This is a genomic window from Fluviicola sp. (assembly GCF_029266855.1).
Taxonomy (GTDB): Bacteria; Bacteroidota; Bacteroidia; order Flavobacteriales_D; family Crocinitomicaceae; genus Fluviicola.
On the sequence record NZ_JAQSWB010000005.1, the window covers coordinates 185,790 to 203,018 of the forward strand.

Genomic DNA, 17,229 nt, shown 5'->3' on the forward strand with positions numbered 1-17,229 from the left:
TCCGGGGGAAACTTCGGATGAAAGTTTATAAAATCACTTTTATATTTTGCTGATTATTACGTGATTCAGCACCAAAACATCCAATGCCGATTCCTTAAACAAAGCAAGAGCTTGTTCAGGAGTTTCCACAATGGGCATTCCTTTCTTGTTAAAACTGGTATTAAGCAAAACCCCCATTCCTGTTTCCTTCTGAAAAGCCTGAATCAATTTGAAAAACAACTCATTCCACGTTTTGTCTACCGTTTGAACGCGAGCTGTTCCATTTACGTGAGTTACGTTTTGTAATTGTTCCACGTATTCAGCTTTGGTATCATCCACCAAAATCATATACGGGCTTTTTCTTCCGGACTTAAAATAAGTAGCAGCAAACTCAGGTAAAACTGCCGGGGCAAAGGGTCGAAAATCTTCCCTAAACTTAATATTCGCATTGATGTGATCTCCCAAACCCTTAATGCCGGGATGAGCCAGGATGCTTCTGTGTCCTAATGCGCGGGGTCCGAATTCGGAATGATCCTGGAACCAGCCGATGGTTTTCCCCTCAGCTAATTTCTTCGAAGTAAATGCAAGCAGCTCGGATGTTTCCAATCGCAGGATCTTCCAACTTTCAGACGCACTTGCCAAAGCAGATTCAATCTCCGAATCAGAATAGCTTCTGCCAAAACAGGTGTTTTCATCGGACTTAACTTTCGACCTGTTCAAAACTTCAAGCCAACCGTAATAGGCACATCCCAATGCGAGACCATTATCTCCTGCCGCAGGTTCGATGTAAAAATCAGAAACGACTCCTTCATTTAGTAAAAAAGCGTTCGCTACGGCATTTAAAGCCACGCCGCCGCTATAACACACCTTTTTACCCGGAAAACGCTCCAAACGGTTCTCAAAACACCAACGGACAGCTTTTTCAACTTGTTTCTGGGCCCAAAAAGCCACATCCGCATAATATTGAAAATGATCCTTGAAAAAGACATAACCCGTAAATGGTCTTGTGAAAACTTCCTGCCAATCGTCGCGGACCAGCAAGGATCCGTTTTCAAACTTGAAAGCTTCCTTTTCTATTCTTCCCGCTTTTCCATAAGGAGCCAAACCCATCAACTTCCCCACATCATCCATATTTCCAAAGACATATCGGCTGACTGCAGCATAAAATCCACCAATAGAATGTTTCGTTGCAGGTAATTTCAGATCATTTCCCGGATTCAGTTCAACCTCACTAAAATCCTTGAAAAGAGCATTCATTTTTTGTCCGTCAAAATGATAAAAACTATCCTTTTCACAATACATTCTCTCTCCCAACTCCAGGATTCTCTTACCCGGAATAATTGTGTTGTCGCTTATATCAGAGCACTGTTCATATGGGCTTCCACAGCCATCGATCACCATTACGAGACAATCGTCAAAATCACAGGTTCCCACCGCACTGTAAGCATGAGCCAAATGATGGGAAATACTGATCAATGGAGGTGCTTCTGTTCCGGAAAACAGTCGTTTCCCGTGAAACCTGTTTCGATCCGGAATCTCAAAATTAGCTGTTTGCACAACCAATTCAACATCTTCGAGTGTAATTCCCTCTGCATCCAGGCAATACTGAATGGCGTCCGTATCATTTCCTCCGTCGTGTTTGATCCTGGTAATGCGTTCTTTTTCAATTCCGACGCAAACATGCCCGTCTTTCAATAAGACTGCAGATCCGTTGTGAGAAAGTCCTGTTCCCAGAACATAAAGTGGTTTTGACATGAATAGTAGCTTAGTTCCAGTTTTTGTTAATCGTCTCCTTCATCCTCATCTTCAAGCCATTCAAAAAAGGAATCTAAATTATCACGATCCTTCCGGGAAGGGCGACCCGTTCCATATTCCCGGTACACACTTTGTGCTTCACGGTAAGTCTTGAATTTCTCCAATTCCAGAGGATCCGTAATATCGATCAGGTAATCTGCAACCAGTTTTGCACCTACTCTCCTGTCCAATAAATCCTTGATCTTATAACTGAATGTCGCGTTGTTCTTAATGATCGAGATCGTATCTCCTATTTTTACTTCTTTCGAAGGTTTAACCGGATTTTGGTTCAATTTTATTTTGTTCTTCTGAACCATCTCTGTTGCCAGAGTTCTTGTTTTAGCCAAGCGAACAAACCAAACATATTTATCAATTCTTAAGCTCATCTCTCAATTTTTTAGGCAAAGACGAAACAACCAGATCGTAAGAATGTACGATCAATTCTTTGATCATGGAATCATCAACTAATCCTTCCAAAGAGACAGTATTCCAATGTTTCTTACTCATATGATAACCCGGCTGAATACCATCGTAACGCTCCCGCAGTTCAATGGCTTTTTCGGGATCGCATTTAAGATTTATTGAAACAGGATTATCAACGTTCACCAAGGCAAACATTTTACCCTGGACTTTAATCACAAGCGTTCGCTTATCAAAAGGAAATGTTTCAGTCGCTCCCGGAAGCTGAAAGCAAAAATGGATCAATTCGTCGAAATGCATGCCGGAAAGTTACGAAAAAGTGCTAATCATCACATAATGCTAAGTTTTTCTATCTTCATCATTCAAACGGTAAATAATACGATGGTCACTATCATACTCTTTATTCTCATTGCTCTTCTATTGGGTTTGGGCTGGAATTCCTACAACAAAGTTGCCAATCCCAAATGGAAAGTTCCACAGGAAACGTTTCCACTTCAGTGGAGAGAATTGCTGAACCGGGAAGTCTTGTTTTATTACTCCCTTGACAGTGCTGAAAAAGCACGATTTGAATACAAGGTTCAGGAGTTCCTGCTTAACTGCAGAATCACCGGAGTAAAAACAGATGTGGATTTACGCGACAAATTATTGGTTGCTTCCAGTGCCATCATTCCTGTCTTTGGTTTTGACTCATGGAAATACAGTAATATTCGAGAAGTACTTTTATACCCCGCTATGTTCGATGAAAATTACCAGTTTGAAGGAGAATCAGACCGTATGATACTGGGAATGGTCGGAAATCAAAACATGGAAGGAATTATGATCCTGTCGAAAGAAGCACTCAGACTGGGATTCAAAAACGAATCGGATAAGCAAAATACAGCCATTCATGAGTTCGTTCATTTAATTGATAAATCGGATGGTGAAATAGATGGCGTCCCTAAATTATTAATGGAGAGACAATATGCCCTTCCATGGATTAACCTGATCACCAAAGAGATGGAACACATCTATGAGAGAAAATCCGATATTAATCCTTACGGAGGAACCAATCGCGCAGAATTTTTCTCTGTTGTGAGTGAATACTTTTTTGAGCGACCGAAACTTTTGGAAGAAAAACATCCGGAATTGTATACCTTACTGGAGAAAATTTTCAATCAGAAAATGTCAGACAGGCTGCTGACCAGTAAGAAAAACGTTATTGGGAGGAATGATCCCTGTGTTTGCAATAGCGGCGAGAAGTTTAAACATTGTTGTGGTAGTGTGCATTATTAGGAATTCATCCTATTTACCTATTTACCTATTTACCTATTTACCTATTTACCTATTTACCATATGGTGGAAGTGTCTAATTTTCAATATTTTAAATCACGATTTGCATTCTAACGAACTTTTTTCTTAACTTAAATAAGAAAGTAGTTATGGGAATCAGTAAAATTTATCCTTATTCGGAACAAACACTTCAATTAGCACGCATTGCTAAAGCATTAGGCCACCCTGCTCGTATAACAATCATGCAGTACCTTTTTGAAAATCAAAAGGCAAACAGTCCTACCTTCCAAAAACTTACGAAACTGAGCAAATCGGCGATCTCAAAACACACAAAAGAACTGATGTTTGCTGAATTGGTTTACACAGATTATAAAGAAAATGAAGGAAGCTATTATTTAAAGTCAGAAGCCGGTCTTCTCATTCAAATGCTTATCCAAGAGATAAACCAGTAAAATCATTGCGTATCTTTGTGATGCACAATTTTTTAAAAATGTCAGAACAAGATCATTTCTGTAAGGACTTATTTAACCGGGAACGATTTGAAACACGCGAGGTAAAGGTTGGCAACACAGTAATCGGAGGGAATAATCCAATCAGGGTCCAGTCGATGACTACTACTGATACCATGGATACGGAAGGCTCTGTGGAACAATCCATTCGAATGATTGATGCAGGATGTGAATTGGTTCGTCTGACAGCCCCTTCCAAAAAGGAAGCGGAAAACCTTAGTGTCATCAAAAAAGAACTCCTTAGAAGAGGTTACGACACTCCTTTGGTAGCAGATATTCACTTTACACCAAATGCCGCTGAAATCGCAGCAAAACTAATCGAGAAGGTGCGTGTAAATCCAGGGAACTATGCCGACAAAAAGAAATTCGAAGAAATAGATTATACCGAAGAAAGTTACCAGGCAGAACTCCTTCGAATCGAAGAGAAGTTTACTCCGCTTGTTTTGCTTTGCAAAGAACAGGGAACGGCTATGCGTATCGGGACGAATCACGGTTCGCTTTCTGACCGGATTTTGAGCAGATTCGGCGACACCCCGGAAGGAATGGTTCAATCTGCAATGGAGTTTATTCATATCTGCAGAAAAAATAATTATCACGAATTGATCATCTCGATGAAAGCAAGCAATACGCTTGTGATGGTTCAAGCCTATCGACTTTTGGTTCAGAGGATGAAAGAGCAGGGAATGAATTACCCGCTGCACCTCGGAGTTACCGAAGCAGGCGACGGTGAAGATGGAAGAATTAAATCCGCTGTTGGAATAGGTGCACTAATGGAAGACGGCTTAGGAGATACAATTCGTGTTTCACTTACTGAGGATCCCGAATTAGAAATTCCGGTTGCCCGGAAATTGATTCAAAAATTCGATAAAATAGAAGAATATAAACTAAATTATTCGTCCAATATTAAATTAGATTATTTCAATCACAACAAACGTATAACCAAATCTTTACTAAATATTGGCGGAAGCAATACTTCAATTGTTTTTGCAGATCTTTCAAAGAAGAATAAAATAGTTTCAACTAATTTTTTTGGATTCGGGTATTCCTATTCAGAGCAATTGGATAAATGGAACATTTTTGATCAGGCAGCCGACTTTGTTTACCTTGGGGATCAAACCATTGACTTCGAAATCCCGGGAACAATCCGTTTGGTTCAAAACTATCAAACCTGGGAAAAACACCGGCGATCAGATGCTTATCCTTTTTGCACACTCAAAGAATACAGGCAAAACAAACCTGGAGGAATCGTCTTTTTATATGTCGATTTAGATACCGAGTATTCTGCTTCTGATCTCCCGACAGAAGACACAGTATATGTCGTAGAAACCAAAAGACAGCAAAAAACACAGGTTATTCGCAAATTTCAATATGAATTGGCGGAATTGAACAACACTTCTCCAGTTATTCTTAAGCTCAATTATGAGCTGGAAGAACTCGAAAACCTCCAATTATATGCTAGTTCAGACGCTGGGATTCATTTTATTGACGGTTTTGGTGATGGACTATGGATCACAGCTCCCAGATCCCTGGTTGATTTGAACAGCTTATCCTTTGGAATACTTCAGGCCACACGTACACGGATTTCAAAAACAGAATACATCTCGTGCCCCTCATGCGGAAGAACTCTTTTTGACCTGCAAGAGACAACCGGAAAGATTCGCGAACGAACCTCACACTTAAAAGGAATCAAAATCGGGATCATGGGTTGCATTGTAAACGGTCCGGGAGAAATGGCGGATGCAGATTACGGATATGTTGGAACCGGTCCGGGAAAAATTAATTTGTACAAAGAAAAAACAGTGGTGCGGAAAAATGTTTCCGAGGCAGAAGCAGTTGATGCACTAATCGAACTGATTCGCGAAAATGGTGATTGGATCGAGCCAAATAAATAAAACCAATTCAATCGTAGGAAAGAAGAGGAATAAATTAGTTATATCGGCTTAAAAACACCCAAAAAAGTTAAAAATTTCACTTGATTTCCTGACAGATCTAGCCACACAAAAGGTGTTTCCCTTCCAAACACAAAAAAAGCCCCTCAGAGGGCTTAAAAACACTATTTCTTGCGGAAAATATAGATCTGAGAGCTTGACAATCCCTCTCTGGCTTTCTGATTGGACAAAAATCCAATTCTCATCGCTTTCAGCATTGAACCACCTTTATATTTTTCACTCAACATCGAAACATAATAACTGTCAAATTTCATTGGAAGCATTTTTTCAAATCTCAACCCTTTAGATTCAACTAATGGAATAATTGATTTCGGAGAGAAGTGATATAAATGTCGTGGAACATCATATGCCGCCCAATACTCTTTATAATATTGTGCATCGAAAGAAGTGTAATTTGGAACTGCAATAATTAAAACACCATCCTGGTTTACTAAAGAAACTATTTTCTCAAGATCAACCCGCAGATCATAAACGTGCTCTAAAACATGCCACATGGAAACAACATCAAAAGTCTCCTCCAAGCTATGAAGTAAACTAAGATCCTTTAACTCAATTCTATTTTCCGCCAAAGCCACTTTACGGGCATCTTCATCGGGTTCCAAACCTAAAACAACATATCCGGATTCTTTAGCCTTTGCTAAAAAATGTCCTGTTCCGGCACCAATATCCAAGAGTTTCCTTCCAGGAGTTAATTCCTTTAGTAAAGACATCTTTTTCTTTAAAGTATAAGATCGTACCCAATTGTAAACCTTATTGACTAAGCCTTTCTTCGTGGAACTATGAGACACATAATCTTCCGATTTATAGTATTCACCGATGCGATCCGGGGTTGGTCTTGGATTCGTAAAAAGCAAATTACATGAATTGCAAAGTTCGAGTTTGAAATCCTCCTTTGAAAGAAAGTGATCTTTAACTGTCAAATACGTACTAAATGATTCTGCTCCACAAGCGGGGCAAGCTGATTGATTTACATGTTCCACGTGAAACTACCTTCCTAAATGAATTAATAAAACTGAAATATCGCTAGGGGAAACTCCACTAACTCTTGATGCCTGACCAATAGTCACAGGCTTAATCTTACTCAACTTATCCCTTGCTTCCAGGGATATTGACTTCATAGAGTCATAATCAGTAGAAGGTGGAATAACAACAGACTCCAGACGCGACAACTTTAAAGCCACTTCCTCCTCACGGGCAATATAGCCTTCGTACTTTAACAGTATTTCAGCCTGCTCAACTGCATCCGAATGTTCCACGTGTAACTTCTCTGCTAAATCACGCACCTGCTCACTCATTTGAAGCACGTGCTCCATCGTAATATGTGGTCTTGTAATAACCGATGCTAACTTGATTTGTTGTGAAAGCGGAGAACTTCCAACACCTTCCAAAATTGGGTTTGCGATTTCCGGAGTTACACCTTCCTTCCTTAAAACTCCAATCAATTCCTTAGCAGCATTTACTTTTCTATTCACACGATCCAAAGCTTCCTGATCTTGCAACCCTAATTCAAAAGCAAGTGGTGTTAAACGAACGTCTGCATTATCCTGACGCAGCAAAATACGGTATTCTGCCCGCGAAGTAAACATACGGTATGGCTCCTGTGTTCCCTTTGTTATCAAATCATCAATCAAAACGCCAATATAAGCGTCGCTTCTGGATAGAATAAACGGAGTTTTCTCCTGGACTTTCAAAGCCGCATTGATTCCAGCCATCAGTCCCTGACATGCCGCCTCCTCATACCCGGTTGTTCCATTGATCTGTCCTGCGAAATACAAACCTTCAATCAACTTAGTTTCCAACGTATGTTTTAGTTGGGTAGGAGGGAAGTAATCGTACTCAATGGCATAACCTGGTCGAAACATCTTTGCTGCTTCAAATCCGGGGATAGAACGAAGCGCTTTTAACTGAACGTCCTCCGGCAAACTTGTTGAGAAACCATTCACATAGATCTCAACTGTCTTCCAGCCTTCCGGTTCAACAAAGATTTGGTGTCTGTCTCTATCTGCAAAGCGATTGATTTTATCTTCAATACTCGGACAATATCTCGGTCCGCTGCTTTTTATAGCACCATTAAACATAGGTGAGCGATCAAAACCTTCACGTAACAAATCGTGAGTCAGGGTAGAGGTATAAGTTATATGACAAGCACGCTGAATTTTCAAAGCTTCCGTATTTCCATATGAAAACTTGTTTGGGTTCTCGTCTCCTTCCTGAATCTCCATTTTGGAATAATCCAAAGAACGTCCATCAACCCGCGGAGGAGTTCCCGTCTTCATTCTTCCCGACTCAAAGCCTAAAGCCACCAAGTCTTCCGTGATCCCGGTTGCACCTTTCTCACCAATTCTTCCTCCACCAAATTGCTTTTCACCCAAATGAATCAAACCATTCAGAAAAGTTCCATTCGTAAGAACAACCGCTTTTCCGTATACAGGAATCCCCATTGAAGTGCGAACACCAACAACAGTTCCATTCTCAACGATCAATCCATTGCACATGTCCTGCCAAAAATCAACATTCGGATTTTGCTCCAAGAGCAAGCGCCATTCTTCTGCAAATTTCATCCGATCATTCTGTGTGCGCGGCGACCACATTGCCGGACCTTTTGAACGGTTCAACATGCGAAACTGAATCGCTGACAAATCCGAAACAATTCCGGATCCACCGCCAAGCGCGTCAATTTCACGAACAATTTGCCCTTTTGCCACACCACCCATCGCCGGGTTGCAACTCATTTGAGCAATGGTATTCATATTCATTGTAATCAACAATACCGAACTCCCCAGTTTTCCAGCCGCATTCGCAGCCTCACAACCGGCATGTCCGCCACCCACTACAATGACATCATAATTCTTCAACATACTATTTCATGTTTCACGTGGAACAAAATTACTACCATCAAACTTAAGCCTTCAAATGTTCCACGTGAAACTTACGCAACATTAACATTTCATTCTCTTTGGATCTCATCAATTCCTCGTCCTTTTCAGACTTATCCTTGTATCCACATAAGTGCAACAACCCATGAACACACACCCGGTGTAATTCATCCTGGAAAAGCGAATCAAACTCATTCGAATTGTCTTCAACCCGATCTACACTAATAAACAGATCCCCCGACACCAAATTGTCCTCGGTATAATCAAACGTAATTATGTCCGTGTAATAATCATGTTGCAGGTATTCCTTATTCATTTGAAGCAAGTGTTCATCAGAACAAAAGATGATTGAAACATCTCCCAAACTTTTATTCTCCACCTCACAAACATTTGAATACCATGCAAACAAAAATTCCGGATTAACACCCGGAACTTCTTCTATATCTTCAAAGAAAACTTCTACCATTACTTATTAAAAAAAACACTTACTTCATTCCCACTATCATTAAACATAACCTCGTCGGCCAGGTTTCTCATCAGGAAAATCCCACGTCCATTCTCCTTCTCAATATTCTCAGGAGCCGTGGGGTCGGGGAGATGAAGATGGTCAAAACCGGATCCCTCATCACAAATTCTAAAACCGAAACCATCATCAGTTTCATAAAACTCCAACTTCACTTCCTTAGCAACATGCATTGAGTTACCATGAATAATCGCATTGTTCACCGCCTCTGTCACCGCTATCAAAACATTACCGTACATGTCTTCATCTATACCAACAGTCTGACAAGCTTTGTCGATCATAGATTCAACAACAGGTAAATTATTCAATTCTGAAGGAATGCTTAACGAATCAATTAAAGTAAACCCTTCTTTCATTCTTTTAATTTAATGTTCTACGTATACTAGAACTGATTGAAGTATTTACCCGCCTTGTCTTTATAGTACTTTGTCAATAAAGGATCCACAGCACGCAACAACTCAACCTGTCCAAGCTTGTTACGCTTATACTCATCAAACCGAATAAGGTTACCATAATTCACATTTTTTCCGGAAGTCGATTCTCTTTTTTCCTCAAACCCTCTTTCCTTCAATGCTTTCTCACTTTCCAATAAGCGAGTTAAAATATCTTGTTGACGACGGATCATCTCAGGTGAGAATTGTTTATTGATTAACTGTTTCTCTTGTTCCTCTAATTCCTTGATCAATGGATTCAATTGATTTCCCTTTCCTTGTCCATCCTTGTTCATCTCATTGCGCAATTGTTCCAGTCGCTGACGGATTGCCGTCTGCTGAGCAGCCATCTTAGCAACTTCCTTATTCCCTAAGCCAGGCATTCCCTGACTCCCTTGTCCGGGCTTATCGCCAGGTTGCTTGCCTCCGGGATTTGGTCCTTTCTTCATTTGTTCGAGCTGCTTCTTTAGCATCTCCTTCATGTCTCCAGGCGACATTTGTCCGTCACTCGGCTTTTTTCCCGCACCTCCCGGATTATCGCAAGAGCCCGAACCCGGCTTTTGCTGTTGTGCCTGTTGTTGCATTGATTGCAAACTTTCATTTAACATCAGTGCCAAGTTGTTATAGCTGGTCATTACATATTGCTGATGCTGCAGCATTCCTCTTCGGTTATGCTCCCCAATCTCATTTGTGATCAATCCGAAATTGGAACGAATGTCTTTTAATTCTTTATCTATAAAAGGTGCAATCTTTGTTTGACGTTTTGCTAAAGCCATCAAACTATCCTCGATCAATTTATTGTCATCTATAATACTCCGCTGCTTTCTTCCCAGTTTATTATAATATGGATCCATATCCTTTACTTTTCCGAAGCGGTTCATTACATATTCCTGGTCAAAACTTAAAGACATCAAATTTTCCAGCAATAACCGAATCAAACTCATGTCTTCTTCATCCTGCTTCTTGTTGGCCGCTTCCTGCTGATTGTTCAACTGGTCAGAAAGTTCCTTCATTTTCTCAGCAGCCTTTTTCTGATTTTCTCCGGCTTTCCCTTTTTTACCCTGATCAAGTTTGCTCTTCGCGTCATTCATTTCATCAGAAATTTCCTGCTGCTCCTGGTCAAAAGAATCCATCGGCATCGGACGCTCCAATTCTTCATTCAACTTTTGAAGTTCTTTCATGTCTTTCTTCAGATCATCAAACTTCTTGTTCAACTCGTCCTGTTTCTTTGATGCGTCTTTTTCAGACACCTTTTCATCCTTGATATCCTTCTCCAATTTTTCCTGCTCCTCGGCCAACTGATCCAATTCCTTTTCCAAATCGTCAATCTTTTCATTCACCTGCAAACGCTTCAACATTTCCATCGTGCGATCCAATTGCTTTTTCATCTCATCACTGGAAGCATCCAATTTCTCCGTTTCATTCTTCATTTGAAGCTGATCATTCTTCTCCATCAACTTTTCAAGATCATCCAACAGTTTCTTAAGCTCGTCATCCATCACTTCCTTCAGCAATTCTTCAATCATTTCCTGCTGCTTCAAAAGTTCTTCGTCCTGTTCACTTAATTTGTTCTTTTCCTCGTTACTCGCGTTCAACTTTTCTTTGATCGCCTCCAATTCATCTTGTAAAGATTGTTGTTGCTGTTTCAAAGACTGAACCTGTTCCATGTTTTTAAAATCACTTTTCGATTTATTCATCAATGATTTTTGCAGCTTGTTTACATCCTTTTGAAATTGCTCAGTCTTCTTATAAACATCTGTCAACGCATTCTTCAATTCCTTTTGAACCTCGTCACGCTTCTCATTCAAATTGGTCAAAGAAGGTAATTCATACACGAAGTTTTGAGAGGAAGTGCTCTTGGATCCGTTCACACCATCATTATCAAATACCTGAAAGTGATAAGAGATCTTATCCTCCACATCGATATTGTCCCTGCTGAAATCTACAGCAAATGAAAACTTATCATTGGTAGAAGCGTACTTATCAACCAACATTTTTCGCTTCAGTTCCGGTCCGTTCTTCTTTTGAATAGTATACATGAAATAAAGCGCGGTCAATCCGTAATCATCCGAGATCAATCCTTCAAATAACCTTACAGAAGTTTTAATCGAATCAACACTCTCGGAAACCAAAATCGACGGATAAGCATCCTTGATGACATGCACCTGGATATTGGAAGTATCCAAAACATTCAAATCCTTATTCTTCAAAACGAAATTTACTGAACCATCTTCTTTGTATACAGATTGAAAGTTTCCATTTCCGCTATCAAATTGCTTTGAAAACCCTTTACTGAAAACTTTAAACCAACTTACATTTCGTGCCTCCACATTCCAATCGACCTTTGTTCCCTCCGGAATATCCAAATCAGCAATGTTCAATAAGCGCTCATCCTTTCTCTTCAGGTACTTCGGATAATGCAGGCTTGCGACAACTTTTCCCAAAGAAGAATTCCCAAGAATTTTTACCTGAAACTCCTTCGATTCATACCCTTCGCTTTCAAAGTGAAAAACAAAATCAGATTTCAAATTATCAATAGGGAAGGCCAGACGATTTTTGCGAACCTTATTCATCTTGTAGCGTCCGCGATTGGAAACTAAAAAAACATGTTCCGGCACATATATTCCGGTAATATCAACTTGAACATTATACGAGCTTCCTTCGCGTAATTTATCTCTCTTGTCTACCAGGTTGAAATCGAACGGTGCCTCCTGTGCCTGCGAGAAATTCACAACATTGGAAGAGCCTTTGGTGATCCACCCGGGAGCGAAAATTGCAATCGTTCCGAAAACAAGAATAATCGGGATAACATATTTCAAATACTTTTTTGATTCCTCATAGCGAACCGCTTCCTCGAATTTTACTGCCAACAGTTCATTCGACTTTTGTGAAACACTGGCACGGATCAACTCAAAGCTTCGATCGTCTTCATTGACAATTTCATTCAATTGAAGAGTATTTAATAAACGATCTGATACATTCGGAAAAAAGGAACCGATAATTCGTGCGGCCTGTGTCCTGTTAATCCGTCTTCCAAACGAATACAATCTCATAATCGGGAGAGCAAAATAACGAACAAGCAAATACCCGTTCATTCCAAGGAACAAAATCAATAATACAAGTCGAACCGAACTAGGGAAACGACCAAAATATTCCAGGACACTCACTGTTAACCAGGAGGCCAATAAAAAGCCAACTACGATTAAAACACCCTTCAAGATCTCACTCTTGTAATACTTGCGTATGAAGGCATCTATCTGTTCAATTAAGCGATCAAAAGCTGACATAAAAACTATTCTTATACGGATAACTTACTAAAGTAGAAAAGTTCATACAGAACATCTTCCTCAAATTCAGGATTCTGTACACTTAAGCCTTAAAAAAGGTTAATCTTTATCAAAGGATAGATAATTTCTATTCATTGACCGACAAAAAATTACTTGTACCCTTTGGGCAGATTAAGCAACATTGCTTAATCTGGGTTAATTAATGATTACTTTTGCTGAAAAAAATAAGCATGAGTTCGTCAGATGTACGTGTTCGCTTCGCACCATCCCCAACTGGACCTTTACACATGGGAGGTGTTCGAACAGCACTTTATAATTACCTTTTCGCAAAACACAATAATGGAACTTTCATTATTCGAATAGAAGACACCGATCAGACACGTTTTGTTCCTGGCGCCCAGGATTATATTATGGACTCGTTAAAGTGGTGCGGAATCATTCCGGATGAAGGTCCGGGAATAGGTGGAGAGTATGGTCCTTATGTTCAAAGTGAGCGAAAAGAAATGTATCATCCTTATGCAGTAGGCCTGGTCGAAAATGACAAAGCTTATTATGCTTTCGATACTCCTGAAGAATTAGAAGCTGTTCGTGAACAGGCAAAACAAATGGGGATGCCTAATTGGCAATACAACAGTGTTACGCGAACAAACCTGAAAAACTCTTTAACACTTCCGGCTGATGAAGTTAAACGTCGCCTGGAAGCAGGAGAACCTTATGTAATCCGCTTCAAAATGCCTAGAAATGAGGATGTTAGATTTGAAGATATTGTCAGAGGGTGGGTTGTTGTAAACACTAACAACCTGGATGACAAGGTTTTATTCAAAAGCGATGGAATGCCTACTTATCATTTGGCAAACATTGTTGACGATCACTTGATGAAGATTTCGCATGTAATCCGCGGAGAAGAGTGGCTTCCTTCCGCTCCGATGCACGTGATGCTTTACCAGGCTTTTGGATGGGATGCACCACAATTCGCACATTTGCCTTTGCTTTTGAGACCGGACGGAAATGGTAAACTCTCAAAAAGAGATGGCGATCGTCTAGGTTTCCCGGTATTTCCGGCAAACTGGACAACAGCCGAGGGTGAGTTGTATTCGGGATATCGCGAAAACGGGTACTTTCCCGGAGCTTTTATCAATATGCTTGCATTCTTGGGTTGGAATCCCGGAACAACACAGGAAATTTTTTCAATGGATGAATTGATCCAGGCATTTACGCTGGATAGAGTAGGGAAAGCAGGAGCAAAATTCGATCCTGAAAAAACGAAATGGTTCCAACAGCAATATCTGAAAAACACTTCTGAAAAAGAATTGGCTCGTTTGCTTAAAGAACAATTCAGCTTAACGGATTCTGAAGAACGTCTCGAAGCATTTTGCAAACTTATGAAAGAGCGCGCGACCTTTGTTAAAGATATGATGACAGAAGGTTCCTACCTGATCAATAAACCGGGAACGTACGATGAACAAACTGTTTCAAAGAAATGGAAAGAAGATTCTGCTGCTTTGATGACAGAATGGAAAAACCAATTAAACAGTCTTTCTTCCTTTGATCCTGCAACAATTGAAACTGCTTTTAAATCATTCCTTGAGCAGAAATCATTGGGAATCGGAGCGGTACTTCCATTATTCAGACTATTACTGACAGGAGCAGGTACAGGACCTTCTATGTTTGAAATAGCGGCTTACCTGGGTAAAGAAGAATGCTTGAATAGAATGAACGACGGATTGGCAAAACTGGGATGAAACATACCATTGAAGTAAACGGAATTAAACTCTATGCATTTCATGGCTGCCTGGAGGAAGAAGGAAAGATTGGTGGAAACTACATTGTAGACGTTCATATGAATACCAACTTTCAGGAAGCAGCCTTAAGTGATGAATTAAGTCAGACGATTGATTATGTACATATCAATGCAATTGTTGCACAGGAAATGGCTATTCGGTCCAAACTTATCGAGCATGCAGGTCAGCGCATTGTTTCACGTATTGAACAAGAAATCAAGGGCTTAGTCGGTTTACGGGTAAAAGTCACAAAAATCTGTCCTCCTATCAACGGAGATGTAGATAATGTAGCAATTATTATTGAGACCGGAACTTGGTAGTTTTATAAGAAAAATTACTATTTTTGCCACCACAATACGGTCTCGTGGCCGAGCGGTTAGGCAACGGTCTGCAAAACCGTCTACTCCGGTTCGAATCCGGACGAGACCTCAAAAAGCTCCACATAATGTGGAGCTTTTTTGTTTTATTCTTATTCCAAATATGTGCTACTCCGGTGTGTTCCAATAGCTTTCGCGAACCGGACGAGACCACTCAAAGTTCATCCCCTTTGCGTTCTTATACCATGCATAACGTCATTTCTGACTATGCTTCGTCTTCAAAAGCCTTGCTTTTTCTTCTTTGCGGTGAAAATATACGGCAGCACGTTTATAAAAATCAATTTATGATCTGAACCGGTTTTGTTACCACAGTTCCATCACTGTAAGTCAGCGACAAGTAATAAACTCCTGCTTCCAATTCAGTGTTTTTCAAGTCAAATCCCATTTCTGTTATTACTTCATTGATCTGTATTTCCTTTCCGGACAAATCTCTTAAATTCAATTGTTTAACAGCTCCACTCGGAACATAAACAGAAAAAGAGCCGGTACTCGGATTCGGATAAACAGAAAATGCGTTCTTATCATAAGCCTCCTGAATTCCTAACTGATCTATCAGGGAATTCGCTGCAGCAAACACATTCGGCAAAGGTCCTATTTTTTCGGAAAGTGGGAAAAGAACTCCTTCAACCTGTGGTTTTCCCGTATTTACCAGTAAATCCTTTATTTCATTCTTCGTCAGGGTGTTTCCCGTAAAATTCCTGTAAAGCGACTGTATCAATGTGACTGCTCCCACAACAATCGGGGAAGCACCTGAAGTTCCTCCAAAATTATCAGAATAGGATCGGTTTGGTCCCTCAGCTGCATAAGCAGATCCATAACCCGTAGTAACTACTCCTTCTCCGTTTCCCTGGAGATCAATCCGGCTTCCGTGATTTGAAAACCACAACCTTGATCTTGGCACATCGTCTATACCAACTGATCCGGCACCAACCATAATTGCCTCCGACCAGTTTTCTTCGAGAAAAGGATAATGACCGAAATTGTCAACACCAAACATCGGATCATCCAGATTCTTATTTCCATTTCCGGCTGCTTCCACTACGATCAATCCATTTCCGGAGATCAGTTGAATAGCATCATAATACGGTTCGTACCATTCTACCGGCGCATATCCTTCCTCAGGAGTTCCCGGAAAAGCCAGGGTTTGCTGTTCTATTAACACCACATCACCTTCCTCCAGCTGACTCAAAGTAACGATCAATGCTTCCTCCAGATAATACATATCCTCATAATAAGCTCCTGCAAAATACAATTGGCTTTCATATGCAATTCCTGTTGTACCAATTCCATCGTTGAGAGATGCTATTTCCCCCAGTACGGCCGTTCCATGGTTTGGTCCAAATCCCGGATCTTGTGGTTGCGGCCCGATAACAATCACCTCAGGAAGATCTTCGTGATCCGGATTAAAGTAATATTCAATATCACAGACCTTTACACCTGAACCAAAAACAGAATAAGCATTCCAAAACTCCTGCACATGAATTCCGGGATCCTGGTCAAACAAATAAACCTGGGATGGCTGTAAATTCGGAACAAGCGGTGTGCTCAATTTAGGGGGAATGCTCACATACTTTACGGAAGCAAGTGTTTGCAATTTATTTTGTACGGCTTTAAGGTCCTCTCCCGGATTCAGGTGAAATTCAAAAAGGGTTTTCGGATCCGAAAGATTCTTTCTAAGACGCTGTTTTGCTTTTAAGTAGTATGACTCCAATAATTCCGGTGAAATGGAGTAAAAAGGTTCCCAGTGCCCATACTGATCCAAATCGGATGCTTCGGGATATAAACCTTCTGCAGAAAATAATTTACCGGTTTGTGCATGCACATTTAATCCGTCCTGAAACTTTACATGTAAAATTCTTTTCTGTCCATCCTGGGCAGATGCTATTATAAAGAATGACAATGAGAATACGGAAAGTAATACAAGTTTCATAAGCATGTTATTTTAACCAATGCTAATGAATAATTCTATAACATTTCAAATTAAAATGTCTACGCAACAATCTATTGAGGGAAGGGTATTTAAAGAAAAGCGAA

The 17,229-nt window shown here is 40.3% G+C and carries 14 protein-coding genes and 1 tRNA gene; 6 read left to right on the forward strand and 9 right to left on the reverse strand.

The features are described from left to right. Positions 1 to 39 precede the first annotated feature (39 nt). Genes K0S23_RS12470 through K0S23_RS12480 form a run of 3 tightly spaced genes read right to left on the reverse strand, consistent with a single transcriptional unit; the run spans position 40 to position 2,493 of the window. Positions 40 to 1,734 carry a carbamoyltransferase C-terminal domain-containing protein gene (locus K0S23_RS12470; protein WP_300357858.1) on the reverse strand — a complete coding sequence of 565 codons (1,695 nt, stop codon included), beginning with the start codon at positions 1,732 to 1,734 and terminating at the stop codon, positions 40 to 42. Positions 1,735 to 1,760: 26 nt separating this feature from the next. Beyond that, on the reverse strand, positions 1,761 to 2,159 hold the full coding sequence (locus tag K0S23_RS12475; RefSeq protein WP_300357860.1) for an RNA-binding S4 domain-containing protein: 399 nt from the start codon (positions 2,157 to 2,159) through the stop codon (positions 1,761 to 1,763). Beyond that, on the reverse strand, positions 2,143 to 2,493 hold the full coding sequence (locus tag K0S23_RS12480; RefSeq protein ID WP_300357863.1) for an MmcQ/YjbR family DNA-binding protein: 351 nt from the start codon (positions 2,491 to 2,493) through the stop codon (positions 2,143 to 2,145). The genes K0S23_RS12475 and K0S23_RS12480 overlap by 17 nt, the downstream gene beginning before the upstream one ends. Before the next feature lie 36 nt (positions 2,494 to 2,529). Here K0S23_RS12480 and K0S23_RS12485 point away from each other — a divergent pair, with 36 nt between their 5' ends. The 3 genes from K0S23_RS12485 (at position 2,530) to ispG (ending at position 5,863) form a co-directional block, all read left to right on the forward strand. Continuing rightward, positions 2,530 to 3,465, forward strand: coding sequence for a zinc-dependent peptidase (locus K0S23_RS12485; RefSeq protein ID WP_300357865.1), 936 nt, complete (start codon positions 2,530 to 2,532; stop codon positions 3,463 to 3,465). Positions 3,466 to 3,611: 146 nt separating this feature from the next. Then, positions 3,612 to 3,914 (forward strand): helix-turn-helix transcriptional regulator, encoded by a 303-nt coding sequence (locus K0S23_RS12490; protein ID WP_300357867.1) that lies wholly within the window; start codon positions 3,612 to 3,614, stop codon positions 3,912 to 3,914. A gap of 38 nt (positions 3,915 to 3,952) precedes the next feature. Beyond that, the gene (ispG, locus tag K0S23_RS12495; protein ID WP_300357870.1) at positions 3,953 to 5,863 is read left to right on the forward strand and encodes a (E)-4-hydroxy-3-methylbut-2-enyl-diphosphate synthase; all 1,911 of its coding nucleotides are present in this window, start codon (positions 3,953 to 3,955) and stop codon (positions 5,861 to 5,863) included. Positions 5,864 to 6,024: 161 nt separating this feature from the next. Here ispG and K0S23_RS12500 read toward each other — a convergent pair whose 3' ends face one another. The 5 genes from K0S23_RS12500 to K0S23_RS12520 are packed head-to-tail and all read right to left on the reverse strand — an operon-like array spanning position 6,025 to position 13,037. Beyond that, positions 6,025 to 6,900, reverse strand: coding sequence for a class I SAM-dependent methyltransferase (locus K0S23_RS12500; RefSeq protein WP_300357873.1), 876 nt, complete (start codon positions 6,898 to 6,900; stop codon positions 6,025 to 6,027). 6 nt (positions 6,901 to 6,906) lie between these two features. Next, positions 6,907 to 8,778 (reverse strand): tRNA uridine-5-carboxymethylaminomethyl(34) synthesis enzyme MnmG, encoded by a 1,872-nt coding sequence (gene mnmG, locus K0S23_RS12505; RefSeq protein ID WP_300357875.1) that lies wholly within the window; start codon positions 8,776 to 8,778, stop codon positions 6,907 to 6,909. A 43-nt stretch (positions 8,779 to 8,821) separates the two neighbouring features. Beyond that, complete coding sequence (ybeY, locus tag K0S23_RS12510) at positions 8,822 to 9,262, reverse strand: rRNA maturation RNase YbeY (RefSeq protein WP_300357877.1); 441 nt, start codon at positions 9,260 to 9,262, stop codon at positions 8,822 to 8,824. After that, complete coding sequence (locus tag K0S23_RS12515; RefSeq protein WP_300357879.1) at positions 9,262 to 9,675, reverse strand: ATP-binding protein; 414 nt, start codon at positions 9,673 to 9,675, stop codon at positions 9,262 to 9,264. The genes ybeY and K0S23_RS12515 overlap by 1 nt, the downstream gene beginning before the upstream one ends. A gap of 26 nt (positions 9,676 to 9,701) precedes the next feature. Beyond that, complete coding sequence (locus K0S23_RS12520; protein ID WP_300357881.1) at positions 9,702 to 13,037, reverse strand: hypothetical protein; 3,336 nt, start codon at positions 13,035 to 13,037, stop codon at positions 9,702 to 9,704. A gap of 230 nt (positions 13,038 to 13,267) precedes the next feature. On the opposite strand from K0S23_RS12520, the gene gltX reads away from it, so the two are divergent. The 3 genes from gltX to K0S23_RS12535 all read left to right on the forward strand — a co-directional run bounded on the left by gltX (position 13,268) and on the right by K0S23_RS12535 (position 15,247). Then, positions 13,268 to 14,779 (forward strand): glutamate--tRNA ligase, encoded by a 1,512-nt coding sequence (gene gltX / locus K0S23_RS12525; RefSeq protein ID WP_300357884.1) that lies wholly within the window; start codon positions 13,268 to 13,270, stop codon positions 14,777 to 14,779. Beyond that, complete coding sequence (gene folB / locus K0S23_RS12530; protein WP_300357886.1) at positions 14,776 to 15,138, forward strand: dihydroneopterin aldolase; 363 nt, start codon at positions 14,776 to 14,778, stop codon at positions 15,136 to 15,138. Before gltX ends, folB begins: the two co-directional genes overlap by 4 nt. A gap of 38 nt (positions 15,139 to 15,176) precedes the next feature. Beyond that, a tRNA-Cys gene (locus K0S23_RS12535) sits at positions 15,177 to 15,247 on the forward strand. Positions 15,248 to 15,472: 225 nt separating this feature from the next. Here K0S23_RS12535 and K0S23_RS12540 read toward each other — a convergent pair. Continuing rightward, on the reverse strand, positions 15,473 to 17,125 hold the full coding sequence (locus tag K0S23_RS12540; protein ID WP_300357888.1) for a S8 family peptidase: 1,653 nt from the start codon (positions 17,123 to 17,125) through the stop codon (positions 15,473 to 15,475). Between the last annotated feature and the right edge of the window lie 104 nt (positions 17,126 to 17,229).